15 protein-coding genes, 1 tRNA gene and 2 riboswitches are annotated in these 17,769 nt (G+C 66.6%); of the genes, 11 read left to right on the forward strand and 5 right to left on the reverse strand.

Annotated elements, in window-relative coordinates; translation table 11 throughout:
• Positions 1-4: 4 nt before the first annotated feature.
• Together cobW and ACWKSV_RS09400 are read right to left on the reverse strand one after the other, a co-directional pair.
• Positions 5-1,042, reverse strand: a complete 1,038-nt coding sequence (gene cobW, locus ACWKSV_RS09395; protein ID WP_076717240.1) for a cobalamin biosynthesis protein CobW — start codon at positions 1,040-1,042, stop codon at positions 5-7.
• Between the two features lie 181 nt (positions 1,043-1,223).
• Positions 1,224-1,423: riboswitch (cobalamin riboswitch) on the reverse strand.
• A gap of 25 nt (positions 1,424-1,448) precedes the next feature.
• Positions 1,449-2,504, reverse strand: a complete 1,056-nt coding sequence (locus ACWKSV_RS09400) for a HoxN/HupN/NixA family nickel/cobalt transporter (RefSeq protein WP_076717242.1) — start codon at positions 2,502-2,504, stop codon at positions 1,449-1,451.
• Positions 2,505-2,675: 171 nt separating this feature from the next.
• Positions 2,676-2,877, reverse strand: a riboswitch (cobalamin riboswitch).
• Between the two features lie 118 nt (positions 2,878-2,995).
• Here ACWKSV_RS09400 and ACWKSV_RS09405 point away from each other — a divergent pair.
• Both ACWKSV_RS09405 and ACWKSV_RS09410 read left to right on the forward strand, forming a co-directional pair.
• The gene (locus tag ACWKSV_RS09405; protein WP_076718349.1) at positions 2,996-3,553 is read left to right on the forward strand and encodes a septal ring lytic transglycosylase RlpA family protein; all 558 of its coding nucleotides are present in this window, start codon (positions 2,996-2,998) and stop codon (positions 3,551-3,553) included.
• Between the two features lie 90 nt (positions 3,554-3,643).
• A complete protein-coding gene (locus tag ACWKSV_RS09410; RefSeq protein WP_076717244.1) occupies positions 3,644-4,210 on the forward strand; it encodes a hypothetical protein in 567 nt (188 codons plus the stop codon).
• A gap of 205 nt (positions 4,211-4,415) precedes the next feature.
• On the opposite strand, the gene ACWKSV_RS09415 is transcribed toward ACWKSV_RS09410, so the two are convergent.
• A tRNA-Pro gene (locus ACWKSV_RS09415) sits at positions 4,416-4,492 on the reverse strand.
• A gap of 225 nt (positions 4,493-4,717) precedes the next feature.
• Between ACWKSV_RS09415 and yajC the strand changes: the two genes are divergently transcribed.
• From yajC to ACWKSV_RS09435, 4 genes are read left to right on the forward strand one after another with little or no spacing between them, the layout of a single operon-like run.
• A complete protein-coding gene (gene yajC, locus ACWKSV_RS09420) occupies positions 4,718-5,035 on the forward strand; it encodes a preprotein translocase subunit YajC (protein WP_237243427.1) in 318 nt (105 codons plus the stop codon).
• Positions 5,036-5,039: 4 nt separating this feature from the next.
• Entirely contained in the window at positions 5,040-6,644 is a 1,605-nt protein-coding gene (secD, locus tag ACWKSV_RS09425) for a protein translocase subunit SecD (RefSeq protein ID WP_076717248.1), read from the forward strand.
• A 16-nt stretch (positions 6,645-6,660) separates the two neighbouring features.
• Positions 6,661-7,641 (forward strand): protein translocase subunit SecF, encoded by a 981-nt coding sequence (secF, locus tag ACWKSV_RS09430; RefSeq protein WP_056433424.1) that lies wholly within the window; start codon positions 6,661-6,663, stop codon positions 7,639-7,641.
• A 10-nt stretch (positions 7,642-7,651) separates the two neighbouring features.
• The gene (locus tag ACWKSV_RS09435; protein ID WP_076717249.1) at positions 7,652-8,035 is read left to right on the forward strand and encodes an Mth938-like domain-containing protein; all 384 of its coding nucleotides are present in this window, start codon (positions 7,652-7,654) and stop codon (positions 8,033-8,035) included.
• 133 nt (positions 8,036-8,168) lie between these two features.
• Here ACWKSV_RS09435 and ACWKSV_RS09440 read toward each other — a convergent pair whose 3' ends face one another.
• Positions 8,169-9,341, reverse strand: a complete 1,173-nt coding sequence (locus tag ACWKSV_RS09440; protein ID WP_076717251.1) for a glycosyltransferase — start codon at positions 9,339-9,341, stop codon at positions 8,169-8,171.
• Between the two features lie 205 nt (positions 9,342-9,546).
• Here ACWKSV_RS09440 and ACWKSV_RS09445 point away from each other — a divergent pair, with 205 nt between their 5' ends.
• Positions 9,547-10,995 carry a S41 family peptidase gene (locus ACWKSV_RS09445; RefSeq protein WP_083706697.1) on the forward strand — a complete coding sequence of 483 codons (1,449 nt, stop codon included), beginning with the start codon at positions 9,547-9,549 and terminating at the stop codon, positions 10,993-10,995.
• 238 nt (positions 10,996-11,233) lie between these two features.
• Here ACWKSV_RS09445 and ACWKSV_RS09450 read toward each other — a convergent pair whose 3' ends face one another.
• Positions 11,234-12,058 carry a pirin family protein gene (locus ACWKSV_RS09450; protein ID WP_076717253.1) on the reverse strand — a complete coding sequence of 275 codons (825 nt, stop codon included), beginning with the start codon at positions 12,056-12,058 and terminating at the stop codon, positions 11,234-11,236.
• Positions 12,059-12,253: 195 nt separating this feature from the next.
• On the opposite strand from ACWKSV_RS09450, the gene ACWKSV_RS09455 reads away from it, so the two are divergent.
• The 4 genes from ACWKSV_RS09455 (at position 12,254) to ligA (ending at position 17,652) form a co-directional block, all read left to right on the forward strand.
• Positions 12,254-13,192: an outer membrane protein assembly factor BamD gene (locus tag ACWKSV_RS09455; protein ID WP_056431771.1), complete on the forward strand. Its 939-nt coding sequence runs from the start codon at positions 12,254-12,256 to the stop codon at positions 13,190-13,192.
• A 299-nt stretch (positions 13,193-13,491) separates the two neighbouring features.
• Positions 13,492-15,153, forward strand: coding sequence for a DNA repair protein RecN (recN, locus tag ACWKSV_RS09460; protein ID WP_076717255.1), 1,662 nt, complete (start codon positions 13,492-13,494; stop codon positions 15,151-15,153).
• A 90-nt stretch (positions 15,154-15,243) separates the two neighbouring features.
• Complete coding sequence (locus tag ACWKSV_RS09465) at positions 15,244-15,447, forward strand: hypothetical protein (protein WP_076717257.1); 204 nt, start codon at positions 15,244-15,246, stop codon at positions 15,445-15,447.
• Between the two features lie 66 nt (positions 15,448-15,513).
• Positions 15,514-17,652 (forward strand): NAD-dependent DNA ligase LigA, encoded by a 2,139-nt coding sequence (gene ligA / locus ACWKSV_RS09470; protein WP_076717258.1) that lies wholly within the window; start codon positions 15,514-15,516, stop codon positions 17,650-17,652.
• Positions 17,653-17,769: the final 117 nt, after the last annotated feature.

A 17,769-nucleotide genomic window follows, 5' to 3' on the forward strand; every position in this document is an offset into this window, starting at 1 on the left:
GTGTTCAGCCCTTCAGCACGGCCTCGATCGAAGGCCGGTCGATGCGGTCATGCTCGGCGATGACGACCAGTTGCGTGCCGCGCGGCTCGCCCGCGCCCCAGGGGCGGTCATAGCTGGTGCGCACCCGGCGACCGACCGCCTGGACCAGCAGCCGCATCGGCTTGCCCGCGACCGCCGCATAGCCCTTCACGCGCAGGATGTCCTGCTGCTCGGCCAGCGTCACGATCCGCGCGGCGATCGCCTCGGGGCTCTCCACCTCGCCCAGCATCACCGAAATGCTGTCGAAATCGTCATGCTCGTGATCGTCCGCGCCGTCATGGTGAGAGGGGCGCGCCGCGATGTCGTCCTCGGCGGCGGCTTCCAGCCCCAGCACGATCTCGGCGGAGACGATGCCGTCGACCGCCTCAACCATCGGCAGCGGGCGCGGCGCCTCGGCGGCGATGATTTCGCGCGCCTTGGCGACACCCTCCGGCCCGGCAAGGTCCGCCTTGGTCAGCAGGACGATATCGGCGCAAGCCAGCTGGTCCTCGAACACCTCCGACAGTGGCGTTTCATGATCGAGGCTGGGGTCGGCGGCGCGCTGCGCCTCGACCGCGTCGAGATCGGGGGCGAAGCGGCCCGCCGCGACGGCCTCGGCATCGGCCAGCGCCACCACGCCGTCGACGGTAATGCGCGAGCGGATGGCGGGCCAGTCAAAGGCCTTCAGCAGCGGCTTGGGGAGCGCCAGACCCGAGGTCTCGATCAGGATGTGATCGGGGCGCGGCTCCATCGCGAGCAGCTTCTCGACCGTGGGGATGAAGTCGTCGGCGACGGTGCAGCAGATGCAGCCGTTCGCCAGCTCGACGATATTCTCCGCCGGGCAATCGGGGATCGCGCAAGATTGAAGGATGTCGCCGTCGACGCCCAAAGTGCCGAATTCGTTGACCACCACCGCCAGGCGACGGCCGCCCGCATGGCGGATCAGATGGCTGATAAGCGTGGTCTTGCCCGCGCCCAGAAAGCCGGTGACGATGGTGACGGGGACCTTGGAAAGGTCACGCATGGTAATTCTCCGACGCGCCGGACGAGCGAGCGCGGACGCGGGGCCGATCGCCGGAGCGGTGACGGACGGGCGCGCGACATGCGTCCACCCCGCTGAACCGGCGACCGATGCGGCCCCGGCCGCATGGCTTCGTCGCTCCCCGACGGAGAACCGTGCCCCGACCACCCCCTGGGTCCAGGCAAGAGCGACCATGACGCCGGCAGGTCTCCTGGCTCGCGGGTCGAAGCAAAAGGATGCGCCTTCCCGGATCACTCCAGTGGCCGTGCCCTCATAGGAGCACCAGCATCGCTCGCTCACCGCTTACAGTTGCAGGGACAGCCGGGGATTTGCACCCCATTCCCGTTTAAAGCCCTTGCGGGCACCGGCGCGATCTTCGGACGGCTTATCACCCTCCGATCAGCGGCATTTATCCCGCCGCGCCGGGCTTGGCAATTCGCGCCTCCATCGCCGCGAACCCGCGCCAGCGATAGAGGAGGAAGCTCGCGCCCCAGCACAGGACGAACAGCCCGACGATGGCGAAACCCAGCACGTTGAAATGCTCGGCCAGCGCACCCGCATAACGGAACGGCCCGGCCGTCCAGCCGAACCGCTCGGCGAGCAGCGCGGTCGCCTGGATGCCGCCGATCACCAGCGCGACCAGCGCCGAGACCAGAGTGATCGTCATGTTGTAGTAGAGCTTGCGCAGCGGATGGACGAACGCCCACTCATAGGCACCCAGCATCACCAGCCCGTCGGCGGTGTCGATCAACGCCATGCCGACCGCGAACAGCACCGGGAATACCAGGATCGTCGCCAGCGACACGCCGTCCGCCGCGTGCGAACCCGACAGGCCGAGGATCGCCACCTCGGTCGCGGTGTCGAAGCCCAGCCCGAACAGGAACCCCAGCGGCGCCATGTGCCAGCTCCGCCGGATCAGCCGGAACAGCGGCCCGAACAGACGCGACAAAGGCCCCTGCCCCGAAAACATCATGTCGGCATCGGCTTCCGCCATCGGTTCGCCCCGCGCGACACGGCGGAAACGGGTCCAGACATCGCGCAGGATGATCAGGTTCATGATCGCGATGGCGAACAGGAAACTCGCCGAGACGATGGTAGCGATGGTCCCGCCGCTCTGGCCGAACGCCTCGAAGTCGGACAGGGTGCTGGCGGCCAGCGCCACGGTGGTCGCCGCGATCAGGACGATGGCGGAATGGCCGAGAGCGAACCACAGGCCGACCGCGATCGGCCGCTGGCCGTCCTGCATCAGCTTGCGCGTGACATTGTCGATGGCGGCGATGTGATCGGCATCGACCGCATGGCGCAGCCCCAGGCTATAGGCGAGCAAAGCCGTGCCGAGCATCAGGCTGTTGCCCGCAAAGACGCTCAGCGCCCAACCCCAGACGGCGATATTCACGACGATCAGCGCGCCCATCAGCAGGGTGACGCGACGCTTCAACGATGGTCGGGCGGAAACTTCGGACATGGGCGGATCATGCCTTAACGGCGCCGTTGCGACTCAGGCCGACCTTCCGCTGTCGCGGTCGTCCCCCACCTTCGACGGGCGCACGCCGGGCCGGGTTCCAATTCAGGTCGCCCTATGGCGTCGCTCGCATGATACAATATATCCTGGCCATGACCATCCCCTGGATCGCGGCAAGAGCGACTCGCATCGGCAGGTCTCCTGGCTTGCGGGTCGAAGCGTCGGCAATGCGGCCTTCCCGGATCACTCCAGTGGCTGTTCCCTGTTGCAGGAACCGGCATCACGCGCTCACCGCTTACAGTTGCAGGGACAGCTATGGATTTGCACCATATTCCCGTTTGAAGCCCCGAGGGGCACCGATGCGATAGTCCGGCGGCGTGGCTGAAAGCCGCTGCCGGTCGGCACGGGGATAGTCTGCGCCGAACGGACACGCAAACGGCTTTATACCACCGCGCCGTAAGCCTAATCGACAGGCTATGGTGGTTTGGAAAGCGATGCGCCGATGGACACCGGCGGCGGCCTGCCTGGTCGCGGCCTGTTCGGGTGGCAATTACCGGCCGGTCAGCGATTTTCCGGTGCGGATCGGCAAGCCCTATACGGTGCGGGGCATCACCTATGTCCCCGCCGAGGACACGACCTATGACATGCTCGGCTATGCCAGCTGGTATGGCGGCGAATCAGGCAAGCGCACCGCCAACGGCGAACGTTTCCGTCCCGGCTGGGCGACGGCGGCGCACACCACCCTGCCCCTGCCCAGCTATGTCGAGGTGACGGCGCTCGACACCGGGCGGCGGATCATCGTGCGGGTCAACGATCGCGGGCCGTTCGCGGGATCGTCGCGGATCATCGACCTGTCGCGCGGCGCCGCCGAACAACTCGGCCTGCGCGCGGTCGGCAAGGCGGCGGTGCGGGTACGCGTCGTCGAGCCGGACGAAAAGGACCGCGAACGCCTGCGCCACGGCAAGGCGGCGCGGCCATTGCCTCCGGTTTCGGATGCGGTACGAGCGAATTTGCTGTCGCAAATCGCGGTGGCGGGAATGGCAGTTCGGTAGAGGCGGCGGCTTTCGCCCAATAGCGGACATCGGCTGCGACGTCTGTTTCGCCTGATTGCGGAAGGTACATATCCCTCTTAGCGTACGAGCATGGACAGGCGGCTCTTCGCAGCTTCTTTAGCAATTGCCGGCTTGCTCGGCGGGTGTTCGGCATCGGCCGAGCGGCAATTAGAGGGGCGGGTCTTTGACATTCCCGAGGCAAACGCCATTTTGGAAAACGATGCGCCGTTCTTCCTTCCAGCACTCGATCCACGCGACGGGTTCTCGTTTTATCTTAATCCCGGAGCGCTCCTACCTGACCTGAACCTAGTGGGGGTGGCGAGCAAGCAGCGTATGTGTGCCCGTGCGGCGGGAACGGCGGCGCGCATCAACTCGACCGTTTGCGCAACTAGTCCGCTTTCGTGGCGTGGCCAGCCGCTGCGCAGAGTAAGTGATGGCGTTTTCTGGACGTATGATTTGCCAGCCGAGACTGGTCAGAAGCCCCCTCGGTCGCTGGCGAGTTGCTTCACGATGGAAAACTCGCAGGCGGGGCTCTGCACGGCCAGTTTGCCGTATGGTGACCTCGTGCTCACAATCCATTTTCGGGACAATCAGATCGCCTCGCTTCAGGACCTGTACGATCAATCGGCTGCAAGCTTATGGAAGTGGGAGCGCTGAAAGCGATCGGTAGGTTCTGCGTCGCCACGCTCCAAAGCTGCCGGACCGGGTTCCACCTATAGCCGCCATTTAGCTTGGATCGCTTTGATCCGCCGTGAAGCCAAACCTCCCGCGCTTCACTCCACGGTGAAAGCAGAAAACGCCAGAAACGAAAAAAGCGGGCTTTCGCCCGCTTCGTCCTCGTCCACCGATGTCAGTAGAAGATTGGTCGGGGCGACAGGATTCGAACCTGCGACCCCCACACCCCCAGTGTGATGCGCTACCAGGCTGCGCTACGCCCCGACCGAGCGGCGGCCTCTAGGCGGGTTTTCTCCGCGATGCAAGCCTTGATGTTGCGATACTGCCGACACCACATCCGCCTCTCCATTGCGCCTGTCCGCCTGCGATGGTAGCGGGCAGGCTATCCGACATGGGGGCTTGTCGATCGTCAACGGTCGGCCGGTACCCGTGCCCATTCAGCATAGACGGGTCCGAATGTTCATTCCCATCACCGCCCCAGTCGCCGCGATGGCAGCCGCATCCGGCGCCGCCGCATCGAGCGGAGCCGCCTCGTTCCTCAGCCTCGCGCCGCTGCTCCTCGTCTTCGTCGTCTTCTATTTCCTGATGATCCGCCCGCAGCAGCGCCGGATGAAGACGCTGCAGGCGTCGATCGAGGCGGTCAAGAAGGGCGATCAGGTCACCACGGCGGGCGGCATCGTCGGCAAGGTGACCCGCGTCGAGGAGCAACTGGTCGAGGTCGAGATCGCGCCCAACGTCCGCGTCCGCGTGGTCAAGGCGACGCTGACCGACGTGCTCGATCCCACCGCCAAGCCCGCGAACGACTGATCCGATGCTGGATTTCCCCCGCTGGAAGGTCGCTTCCATCGTCGCATTGCTGGCCGCTTTGTGCCTGCTGGCGATCCCGAGCTTTCTGCCTGAGAGCGTCACGAACAGCTGGGGGGCGATCCCGCATCCCCGCGTGAACAAGGGCCTCGATCTGGCGGGCGGCAGCTATCTGCTGCTGGAGGCGGACACCGGCGATCTGGCCAATACCCGGCTGGAGACGATGCGCGACCAGGTCGCGGCCGAGATGCGGCGCGGCAATCCGCGGATCGATATCGGTGACATCTCGGTGCGCGGCGGACAGCTCAGCTTCATGCTGCGCGATCCGGCCCAGGTCGACGCGGCGCGCGAGCGGCTGCTGTCGATTACCGGCGGCGGGGCGGGCATGACCGGCCAGCGCGAATGGGATATCCAGGTCGTCGACACCTCGCGCTTCGTGCTGAAGCCGACCCAGGCGGGCCTGACCCAGGCGGTCGATACCGCCATGAAGACCGCGACCGAGGTCGTCCGGCGTCGTATCGACGCGCTGGGCACCAAGGAACCGACGATCCTGCAACAGGGCAGCAACCGCATCGTGGTGCAGGTGCCCGGCCTGCAGGATCCGCAACAGCTCAAGGACCTGATCGGCAAGACCGCCAAGCTGGAATTCAAGCTGGTCGACACCACGGCCAACCCGGTCGAGGTGGCCAAGGGCAATGCGCCCGCAGGCAGCCAGGTCCTGCCCTATCCGGGCAATCCGCTGGGTGCGCCGGTGATCGCGGTCAAGCGGCCGGTCATCATCTCGGGCGACCAGCTGATCGACGCGCAGCAGGCCTTCGACCAGCAGACCAACGCGCCGCAGGTGGCGATCACCTTCGACGCACAGGGCGGCCGCAAGTTCGCGCGGATCACCCAGGAGAACACCGGCAAGCCCTTCGCCATCATCCTCGACGGTCAGGTGCTGTCGGCCCCCAACATCAACGAACCGATCCTGGGTGGTCGTGCCCAGATCATGGGCAACTTCACGGTCGAAAGCGCCAACCAGCTGGCGATCTCGCTGCGCTCGGGCAAGCTGCCGATCGACCTGAAGGTCGTCGAGGAACGCACCGTCGGTCCCGACCTGGGTGCCGATTCGATCCGCAAGGGTATCCTGGCGTCGGCGATCGCCGCAGTCGCGGTGATCGTGTTCATGGCGGTCACCTATGGCCGGTTCGGCATCTATGCGAACATCGCCGTCGTCATCAACGTGTTGGTCATCCTGGCCGTCATGGCGATGCTGAACGCGACGCTGACTCTGCCGGGTATCGCGGGCTTCATCCTGACCATCGGCACCGCCGTCGACGCCAACGTGCTGATCAACGAGCGAATCCGCGAGGAACGACGGCGCGGACGCAATGTCGTCCAGTCGGTCGAGCTGGGTTATAAGGAAGCCAGCCGCACGATCTTCGAGGCGAACGTGACCCACGCGATCTCGGGCGTCATCATGCTCGTGCTCGGCTCGGGCCCGGTGAAGGGCTTCGCGGTCGTGCTGCTGATCGGCATCGTGACCAGCGTGTTTACCGCCGTTACCTTCACGCGGATGCTCGTGGCGCTCTGGTTGCGCCGCGAAAAGCCCAAGACCATCACCATTTGAGGCAGGAGAACAGATCATGCGCCTCCTGAAACTCGTCCCCGACAATACGAACATCGACTTTGTCCGCCTGCGCGGCTGGGCGTTCGGGCTGACGCTCGCGCTCACCCTGCTGGCGGTCGGCGTGACGTTCGCCAAGGGCCTCAATCTGGGCGTCGACTTTGTCGGCGGTCTGATGATCGAGGAGAAATTCCCCTCCCCGCCTTCGGCCGACCGGGTCCGCTCGGTCGTCGACGGGCTGGGCGTGGGCGAAGCCAATATCCAGGCGGTCGGCGACGGCCGCACCATCAGCATCCGCCTGCCGGTCCCGAAATCCAATGACGAAGGCGCGACCAACGCCGTCGTCCGCAAGGTGGAAGCCGCGCTGGGCCAGCAATTCCCCGGCGCGACCTTCAGCCGTTACGACACGGTGTCGGGCAAGGTGTCGGGTGAACTGATCAAGCACGGCGTGCTGGCGGTCGTCTTGGCGATCCTGGGCATCGGCCTGTTCGCCATCTTCCGGTTCGAATGGCAGTTCGGCGTGTCGACCATCGTCGCCATCGTCCACGACCTTCTTGTCACGCTGGGCTTCTTCGCGATCACCCAGTTCGAGCTGGACCTGACCATCATCGCGGCGTTCCTGACCATCATCGGCTATTCGATCAACGACAAGATCGTCATCGACGACCGCATCCGCGAGAATATGCGCCGCTATCGCAAGATGGACATGCGCGAGATCATCAACCTGTCGGTGAACGAGACGCTGCCGCGCACGGTCATGACCTCGGTCACGATCCTGCTGGCGCTGGTCGCGCTGCTGTTGCTGGGCGGCCATGTGCTGCGCGGCTTCACTGCCGCGATGATCCTGGGCATCGTGGTCGGCACCTATTCGTCGATCTACGTCTCGTCCTCGCTGCTGATCACGCTGGGCCTGCGCGCCGAGCCGAACCGCGAAAAGCCGGGCACCACCGACAAGCGCAAGGTGACCGACGCCGAGCGCATCACCCCGCGCGAGAGCTGAGCAGGCGGGAATGAGCGATTCGATCCGCATCACGCGCGATCCGACCGCGCCCGGCCCGATCGTCCGTGGCTTTGCCGCCACGGGCTTTCGGGTGGGCGAGATCGCTTACCCTGCGCTGCTCCTCTCGCCGGACTGGCACGAGCCCTGGAGCCCGCCGCCCTTCGAAGCGCTGACGCCGGAAGCGGTCGCCGCGCTGGTCGATGAAGGGCCGGAATTCCTGTTGCTCGGCACCGGCGCGAACCTGCGCCGGGCGCCCGCCGCGTTCGTCGCCGCGCTGGAAGCGCGTGGGGTCGGCGTCGAGATCATGGACAGCCGCGCCGCCGCCCGTGCCTGGGGCGTGTTGCGCAGCGAAGGCCGCAAGATCTGCGCGGCCCTCTACCCGCTCGACGCCTGATCCCCATATATTCCTCCCCTGCAAGGGGAGGCGGCAGGGCGAAGCCCTGACGGAGGGGTGTCACGGCCAGCGGGGACACCCCTCCACCAGCTTCGCTGGTCCCCCTTCCCTTGCAGGGGAGGAATTGTTGTCCCTACCGCCCCCGCGCGACCAGCTCCGCCAGATGCGAATGCAACCCGGCGGCATTGGCGGGCCAGGTAAAGTCCCGCACCGCCGCGCGCACCGCCCAGGGGTCCGCCGCCTGCTCCAGCACGTCACGGATCGCGGCGGCGAACTCGCCCGGATCGGCCTGGGCGATCCGCCCCGCCACCCGGCTCGTCACGACATCCCCCGCCCCGCCCGCCGGCGTGATGACCACCGGCGTCCCGCAGGCCAGCGACTCGACCCAGGCATTGGCCAGCCCCTCCGACGCAGAGGCCAGCGCCATGACATCCGCTGCCCCCAGCAAGGGCGGCAGTTCGGCATGCGGTATGGCTCCGATCAACCGCACCCGGTCGGCGACCCCCGCCCGCTCGGCCCGTGCGGTCAGGGCGGCGCGCTCCGCCCCCTCCCCCACGATCATCAGCGTGACGCCGGGCAGTCGCGCCACGGCATCGATCACCACGCCATGGCCCTTTCGCGGGATCAGCGCGCCCAGCGACACGACCAGCGGCCCGGTCACGCCCCGCGCCTGTTTGGCGGCTTCACGGTCGATCGGCTGGAAGCGGCTCTGGTCGACGCCGGTATGGTGGACGCGGATCCGGTGACGCGACACGCCGAGCGTCGCCACGTCGTCGGCCATCGCATCGCTGACCGCCAGCAGGCCATCGGCGCGCATTGCCGCGCGCGCGACCTGGTGCCGCGTGGCGGGGGCGTGCCCCCAAAGGTGGATATCTGCCCCCCGCGCCTTGATCGAGACGGGCACGCCGTAACGCCGCCCCAGCGCGACCGCCGCCGGGCCATCCGGGAAGAAAAAGGACGCGTCGATCACGTCGAACCGCGCCTCGTCCCGCAGCCGGTCGAGCACCGGGGTCAGCGCGCGTACCAGGGCAGGCACATGGAAGCGTCCGGCGGTGCCGGGGATCGTCAGGAAGCGCGGGCGGCTGACATCCAGCCCGCCCCATTCCTCACGCAAGGGCAGCGCCGCCTGCGCCCGAAACCGCGCCGAGCGCGCCAGCGGCCAGACCGGCAGGCCGATCGGCGCGACCACCCGGACGGCGATACCGGGCCGCATCGCCAGCGCGGCGGTCTGGCGTTCGACGAAGATTCCGAAATTCGGCCGCGTCGCATCGGGAAACAGGCTCGACAGGGTCAGCACGTTCAGCATGAGACCTCATACTCCTGTCGAGGCAATAAGACGCCGCCTATCGGTATTTTGTCGCCGACGTCATCCGCCTGAACCACGGCTTCGGTTTACAAGATCATAAATATGACCGCCACGATACAGGCCATTCATCAACCCGACAGATCGATCCTGACACAATTGTGATGATAAGCTATCCCCTTGATAGCTTTTGCGGGTGGGGGTTACGATGAGCCGATTCGGACGTTTGGGTACGCTGCTGGCTCTGGCAGCGACCTTGGCGGGTTGTGGCGATGGCGGCGGTGGCAGCAGCAGCACGATCGGATCGAATAGCGGGGGCTCGGGCGGCGGGACGGCGACCGGCACGGTGGACAGCAGCTGTTCGCTGCGCAACCGACAGAACTGGGTCTCGGCCCAGATAAACGAATGGTATCTGTTCCCGGATACCCTGCCCGCCTCGCTCGATCCGACGCCTTATACAACGGTCAGCGACTATATCGACGCACTGACCGCGACCGCGCGGGCGCAGCGCAAGGATCGTTACTTCACCTACATCACGTCGATCAAAGAGGAGAATGCGTATTACAGCTCGGGTGCTTCGGCAGGCTTCGGCTTTCGTCTGACCGCGGACTCGACCCAGTCCAAGCTGATGATCGCCGAGTCGTTCGAAAGCGGCGCGGCCCTCGCCGCCGGGATCGATCGCGGCACCACGATCCTGGGCATCGGCACGACCGCCTCGAACATCCAGTCGATCCAAGATATCGTCCGCGTCGATCCCAATAACGGATTGTCCAACGCGCTGGGTCCCGACACTGCGGGCACGACGCGCTTCTTCAACGTGGCGGACCCGTCGGGTGCGACACGCACCGTATCGCTGACCAAGTCGGCCTATACGCTTCAGCCGGTGTCGCCCAATTACGGAACGCAGATCATCACCGACAACGGCCAGCGCTATGGCTATGTCAATCTGCGCACCTTCATCAACACCGCCGACCCGCAGCTGCGCGCCGCCTTCGCCTCGTTCAAGCAGCAGGGCATCACCCAGGTCGTCGTCGACCTGCGCTATAATGGCGGCGGCAGCATCGATATCGCCGACCTGTTCAACAATTTGCTGGGCGGCAATCGCCAGACATCCGACGTGATGGGCTATATCGCCTTCCGCCCCAGCAAGTCGTCGAACGACGAGACGACCTATTTCGCACCGCAGCCCGAATCGATCGTGCCCACCCGCCTCGCCTTTATCGGTACCGGCGGGACGGCCTCGGCCAGCGAACTCGTCCTGAACCGCACCCTGCCCTATATGGGTAGCAATACCGGGCTGATCGGTGCCAACACCTATGGCAAGCCGGTGGGCCAGATCGCGCGCGACAATGCGCAGTGCGACGACCGGCTGCGCGTCATCGCCCTGTCCATCCAGAACGCGAACCGGCAGGGCGATTATTACAACGGCCTAGCCAGCGTCGTGCCCGCCAGCTGCCGCGCCAGCGACGACCTGACCCGCAAGATGGGCGACCCGCAGGAGGCCTCGACCCGCGCCGCGCTCGACTTCCTGCAGGGCAAGAGCTGCACCCCGATCAGTGCGACCGCGAGTGCGCAAGCGGCGGGCGACGGCCCGCGCAAGCTGCTCCAGCCCGAGCGGCCCTCGGTCGCCCAGCGCGACGTGCCTGGGTTGTTTTGACGCAGTTCAGAAAGTCAGAATACCAAATTTTCCTCTCCCCTCACTGAGGGGAGAGGGTTGCGCAGACTTGGTCTTTGGAACAGCAAAGGCCTAGTCGGAGCTGGGTGAGGGGTGTTGCGCTCGCTATGCGAGCGCGCGAGCCGAAGGCTCGCTCAACCCCTAACCCAAGCTGCGCTAGCCAGCATGCTGGCAAGCTCCGCTAACCCTCTCCCCTGTCCAGGGGAGAGGGAAGGCCTTCTTACAACCGCGTCGTACCCGCATAGGCGAACAGCGCGTCGCCGTCGGCCGACAGCGTAACCGTCTCCGCGCCGGTTACGGTCAGGCACTGGCCCGCCTGGAACGCGACGCCTGCGACTTCGCCCGATCCGGTGATCGGGATCAGCCACGCGGTCCGCCCCTCGGGCAGGGCCACCGCATGCTCGCCCGCCGCCCAGCGTTCGAGCACGAATTTCGGCCCCTCGACCAGGATCTCACGCCCCTCGCCCGCCGGTCCCGGCGAGACGATCGGCTGATACGGGGTCAAGTGCGCGACATCGACACCGTCCTCCAGATGCAGTTCACGGTCGCTGCCATAGTCATAGAGGCGATAGGTGGTTTCGCTGTTCTGCTGCACCTCGATCACGGTCAGCCCGGCCCCGATCGCGTGGATGGTGCCCGAGGGAGCATAGTAGAAGTCGCCTTCCTTCACCGGCACCCAGTCCAGATCCGCCTCGACCGAGCCGTCGCGGGCGTCGGCGCGTAGCTGTTCCTTGGTCATCGGCGCCTTGGGACCCAGCGCGATGGTCGAATCGGGTTCGGCGGTCAGGATGGTCCAGCATTCGTCCTTGCCGCGCGGCAGGCCACGGGCCTGAGCCTGTTCGTCGTCCGGATGAACCTGCACCGACAGCTTCTCGCTGGTGAACAGATATTTGATGAGCAGGTCGGGCGAGGTGTCGCCCGGCTCCTGGAACCACACCTCGCCGATGGGGGCGCCATCGGCCGGAGCGTCCTCGAACCCGGGATAGAGCGTGTGGCGGCCCCAGGGCTTTTCGACGCGGTGGGTGTGGAGCATCGTGGCGGGCATGGTCGTTCGATTCCTTCCGATCGGGCGACGGCAAAACCGTCGGGGCCATGGGGGCGTTCCCTGCCGCCCGGCCCGTCAAAGCCCCATGCCGCGAGCGCTATCAGGATGGCAAGTCGTCTCTCGTTTCCGCCTATCGTCGGGCGGCGTGCGGGAGGGACTGTTCCCCGCCCCAATGCTGCGCTAAGGACATGCGCGATGCGTTACCCCCGTTCCCGTGCGCTGTCGCTGGCGCTGATCGCCGCCATGGCCCTTCCGATCGCGGGTTGCGCCCGCAACCGTGCCCGCACCGACCTGCCTTATGTCGCGCGCGACGTCGGCACGCTGTACACGGCCGCCAAGAACCGGCTGGACCAGCATCGCTACAAGGAGGCGGCGCTGCTGTTCGACGAGGTGGAGCGTCAGCACCCCTATTCGATCTGGGCCCGTCGCGCACAGTTGATGAGCGCGTTCAGCTATTATCTGGGTCGCGACTATACCCAGTCGATCCAGTCGGCGCAGCGTTTCATCTCGGTCCATCCGGGCAACCGCGATGCGCCCTATGCCTATTATCTGATCGCGCTCGGCTATTACGAGCAGATCCAGGACGTGACCCGCGACCAGAAGATCACCCGCCAGGCGCTGGACGCGCTGGGTGAGCTGATGCGCCGCTATCCCAATTCCCGCTATGCCGCCGATGCGCGGTTGAAGGTCGATCTGGTCAACGATCACCTGGCGGGCAAGGAGATGGAGATCGGCCGCTTCTACGAGGACCGCCACCAGTGGTTGGCCGCGTCGATGCGTTTCCGTACCGTCGTCGACAAGTACCAGACCACCAGCCACACGCCCGAGGCGCTGATGCGCCTGGTCGAGGCCTATCTGGCGCTGGGTGTACGCCCGGAGGCCGAGCGCTCCGCCGCCGTGCTGGGCGCCAATTATCCGGGCAGCGACTGGTATAACCGCGCCTATAAGCTGATGCGCGAATATCCGGTGCAGCCGATCGCCCCGATCCAGCCCGGCCAGCCCGTGGTGCCGACCGGCACGCCGGGTTCGGTCAATATCGGCCTGCCCGGCGGCGGCGGCAGCACCGCCACGCCGAGCGCGGCGGCGCCGGGGCGTCCGACCCCGACGGGCAACAACAGCTCGCCGACGGGGTGAGTTTTCCATGAATTTCCCCTCTCCCCTGGATAGGGGAGAGGGTTAGCGAAGCTTGCCAGCCTGCTGGCTAGCGCAGCTTGGGTGAGGGGTTGAGCGAGCCTTCGGCTCGCGCGCTCTTCGAGCGCTTCACCCCTCACCCAGCTCCGACTAGGCCTTTGCTTTCGCAAAGACCAAGTCTGCGCAACCCTCTCCCCTCGATGAGGGGCGAGGGAAGGAATGTAGACGCTCCGAACAAATCGGGATCATTTTTCCCCGCGGGGGGATAACATCCGCCCCCGTTTCGCTTTATATCGCGCGCCATGCTGACCGCGCTGTCCATTCGTGATGTCGTCCTGATCGAGGCTCTGGACCTGGATTTCGGCCGGGGCCTGGGCGTCCTGACCGGTGAGACCGGGGCGGGCAAGTCGATCCTGCTCGACGCGCTGGGCCTGGCGCTGGGCGGGCGTGGTGACAGCGGGCTGGTCCGTCATGGCGCAGGCCAGGCCATCGTCACCGCCAGCTTCGAGCCCCCTGCCCCCGACAGCCGCCTCGCCACCATTCTCGACGAGGCCGGGATCGATATCGAACCGGGCGAGCCGTTGATCGTCCGCCGTCAGGTGAAGGCCGATGGCGGCAGCCGGGGCTTCGTCAACAGCCAGCCCGCCTCGGCCGCCCTGCTCCGCGAGATCGCGCCCTATCTGGTCGAAATCCACGGCCAGCATGACGATCGCGGCCTGCTGAATCCGCGCGGCCACCGGACGATGCTCGACAGCTTCGGACGGATCGATACGAGTGCGGTCGCCGCCGCCTGGGCACGCTATCGCGAGGCCGAAGCCGCGCTGGCCGCCGCACGCGAAGAGATCGAAACGGCAGCGCGCGACCGCGAATGGCTGGAACACACGGTCGCCGAACTGACCAAGCTCGCCCCCGAACCCGGCGAGGAAGAGGCGCTGGCCGACCGTCGCCGCACCATGCAGCGGTCGGAAAAGATTGCGGGCGAACTGGGCGCGATCGACGAGCATCTGCAAGGCTCTGACGGCGCGCTGGCGGGCCTTCGTCAGGCCGCGCGCGTATTGGAGCGGATCGGCGAGGATCACCCCGCCCTCGCCGAAGCACTGGCCGCGATCGATCGTGCGGTGATCGAGGCGTCGCTGGCCGAGGAGCGGCTGATCGAGGCGCAGCGCGAACTCGCCTATGATCCGCGGGCGCTGGAAGAGGACGAGGCTCGGCTGTTCGAGTTGCGCGGCATGGCGCGCAAGCACCGCGTCCAGCCCGACGACCTCGCCGACCTGACCGAGCAGTTGCGCGGGCGGCTGGAGCGGCTGGACGCGGGCGAGGAAGGCATAGGCCGACTGGAAGCGGCGGTCGCGACCGCGCGCGCCGCTTATGACAAGGCCGCCGCCAAGGTCACGGCCGCCCGCACGGCCGCCGCCGAACGGTTGGATCAGGCTGTGAAGAGCGAGCTGGCCCCGCTGAAACTGGACGCCGCGCGGTTCCGCACCATCGTCGCGGCCCTCGAACCCTCGGGCTGGTCGGCGGCGGGCAAGGACCGGGTGGAATTCGAGATTTCGACCAACCCCGGCGCGCCCTTTGCCCCGCTCATGAAGATCGCCAGCGGCGGCGAATTGTCGCGCTTCATCCTGGCACTGAAGGTCGCACTGGCCGAGGAAGGCGGCGCGACGACGATGATCTTCGACGAAATCGATCGCGGCGTCGGCGGCGCGGTGGCGTCTGCCATTGGCGACCGGCTTCACCGGCTGGCGGGACGCACCCAGTTGCTGGTCGTCACCCACAGCCCGCAGGTGGCAGCGCGCGGTGCCGCGCATCTGCTGATCGCCAAGAGCCATGACGGCACCGTTACCCGAACCGGGGTTCGTGCCCTGAGCGACGCGGAACGCCGCGAGGAAATCGCCCGGATGCTGTCCGGCGCCACCATTACCGACGAAGCGCGCGCGCAGGCCGATCGGTTGCTGGAATCCTGACAGAATTTTCTAGGAAGTTATTTCATATCTGATATGCTCTATCACCAACGAGGATGTTGGGCTGTCCCCGGATTGTGATGGATCTATCGGATGTCGAATAATTTCGCCTCTGCCGCTCCGATTGCCGATACAAACGATATGACCGTGCTCGTCGGCCATCTTCATTCTTGTCTCGCGCTGGCGGACAAGCTCGACCTGCCGATGGTGGCGATCCACATCGAACAGGCGCGCAGCCTGATGACGGATCAGGCTCGGGGACCTGAAAACGAGCGCGCGGCGGACGCGCTTTCCTGACTTGCGTGGAACGGGTCGGCCGCTACGGCTTGATCCCGCCGTCACCGCTGGACTAGCACGGGTGGCGTGACCGCACCTCAGACCCTGCCCCAGACCGATCTCGAAGCCGCCGCCGAGCTGAACAGCCTCGCCCGCGAGATCGCCCATCACAACCACCTCTATCACACCGAGGACGCGCCCGAGATTTCGGATGCGGATTATGACGCGCTGGTCCGCCGCAACACCGCGATCGAGGCCGCCTTCCCGCATCTGATCCGCAGCGATTCGCCCAATAGCCAGGTCGGCGCCGCCCCCGCCGCGCATCTCGCCAAGGTGCCGCACGCCCGGCCGATGACCAGCCTGGACAATGCCTTTAGTGACGAGGAGGTCGAGGAATTCGTCGGTCGCGTCCGCCGCTATCTGAAGCTGCCCGAGGACGCGCCCGTCACCCTGACCGCCGAGCCCAAGATCGACGGCCTCTCCTGCTCGCTACGCTATGTCGACGGGCGGCTGGTCCAGGCGCTGACCCGCGGCGATGGCGCGATCGGCGAGGACGTGACCGAGAATGTCCGCACCATCGCCGATATTCCCCAAGCACTGCCCGACGACGCGCCGCAGGTCTTCGAGGTGCGCGGCGAGGTCTATATGAGCAAGGCCGATTTCGCCGCGCTCAACGCCCGTCTGGCGCAGGAAGCCGCCGAGACGGGCAAGGAAGCCCGCCAGTTCGCCAATCCGCGCAACGCCGCCGCCGGATCGCTGCGCCAGAAGAACCCGGCGATCACCGCCGGGCGCCCGTTGCGCTTCCTGGCGCATGGCTGGGGCGAAGCGAGCGACGTGCCGGTCGAGACCCAGTTCGACATGGTCGAGGCCTGGCGCCGCTGGGGCTTTCCCATCGCCGACGCCTTTGCCCGCGTGCCCGATGCCGGTGCCGCGCTGGCCATCTATCGCACCATCGAGGCGCAGCGCGCCGACCTGCCCTTCGACATCGACGGCGTGGTCTACAAGGTCGACCGGCTCGACTGGCAGGCGCGACTGGGGATCGTCGGGCGCACCCCGCGCTGGGCGATCGCGCACAAATTCCCGGCCGAGCGGGCCCAGACCACGCTGGAAAAGATCGATATCCAGGTCGGCCGCACCGGCGCGCTGACCCCCGTCGCACGGCTGGAGCCCGTGACGGTCGGTGGTGTCGTCGTGACCAACGCCACGCTGCACAATGCCGACGAGATCGAGCGGCTGGGCGTCCGCCCCGGCGACCGCGTGGTCCTGCAACGCGCCGGCGACGTCATTCCGCAGATCGTCGAGAACCTGACCCGCGAGACGCCGCGCGAACCCTTCATCTTTCCCGACCATTGCCCCGAATGCGGCAGCCTGGCGACGCGCGAGGAGGGCGAGGTCGTCATCCGCTGCACCGGCGGGCTGATCTGCCCGGCGCAGCGCGTGGAACGCCTGATCCACTTCGTCTCGCGTCACGCCTTCGACATCACCGGGTTGGGGCTGGTGCGCGTCGAGGAATTCTTCCGCGATGGCCTGATCGCCTCCCCCGCCGATATCTTCCGCCTCCACCAGCATCGCGAAGCGCTGATCCAACGCGAGCGTATGTCCGAACTGGTCGTCGACAAGCTGCTCGCCGCCATCGACGCGCGGCGCGACATATCGCTCGACCGCTTCCTCTTCGCGCTGGGCATCCGCCATGTCGGTGAGATCACCGCACGCGACCTGGCCCGCCGCTTCGTCTCGATGGCGGGCTTCCGCGCGATGATCGACGCCGCGCTTCAGGTGCGTGCCGAGACCGTCCCCGCGCTGGGCGAACCCGACCGCAAGTTCGAGCTTCGCCGCCAGCGCGCCATCGTGGCCGCCATCGACACACCCCAGATCGGCCCCGAAGTCGCCGACGCACTGCTCGACTTCTTTGCCGAAGCGCATAACCGCGACGTCGTCGACGACCTCCTGAGCGAGGTCACGCCCGCCGACACCGTCCACCAGACCCGCGAGTCGGAGGTCACCGGCAAGACCCTGGTCTTCACCGGCACGCTCGAAACCCTGTCGCGCGACGAGGCCAAGGCGCAGGCCGAAGCGCTGGGCGCGCGCGTATCGGGATCGGTCTCCGCCAAGACCGACCTCGTCATCGCCGGGCCGGGCGCCGGATCGAAGCTGAAAAAGGCGCAGGATCTGGGCATCCGGGTGATCGACGAAGCCGCCTGGAACGATCTGGTCGCCGCAAGCTGAGCATGGTGGAATCGTGACCGAGACGTCACGATTCCGGTCTTGCCCGATACGCTCCGGCGGGGTTCACGGTTCCGCCCGACGCCACCGAACCACGCAAGCGATGCAAGAATTTCGACG

Source organism: Sphingomonas sp. SphC10, assembly GCF_057004845.1.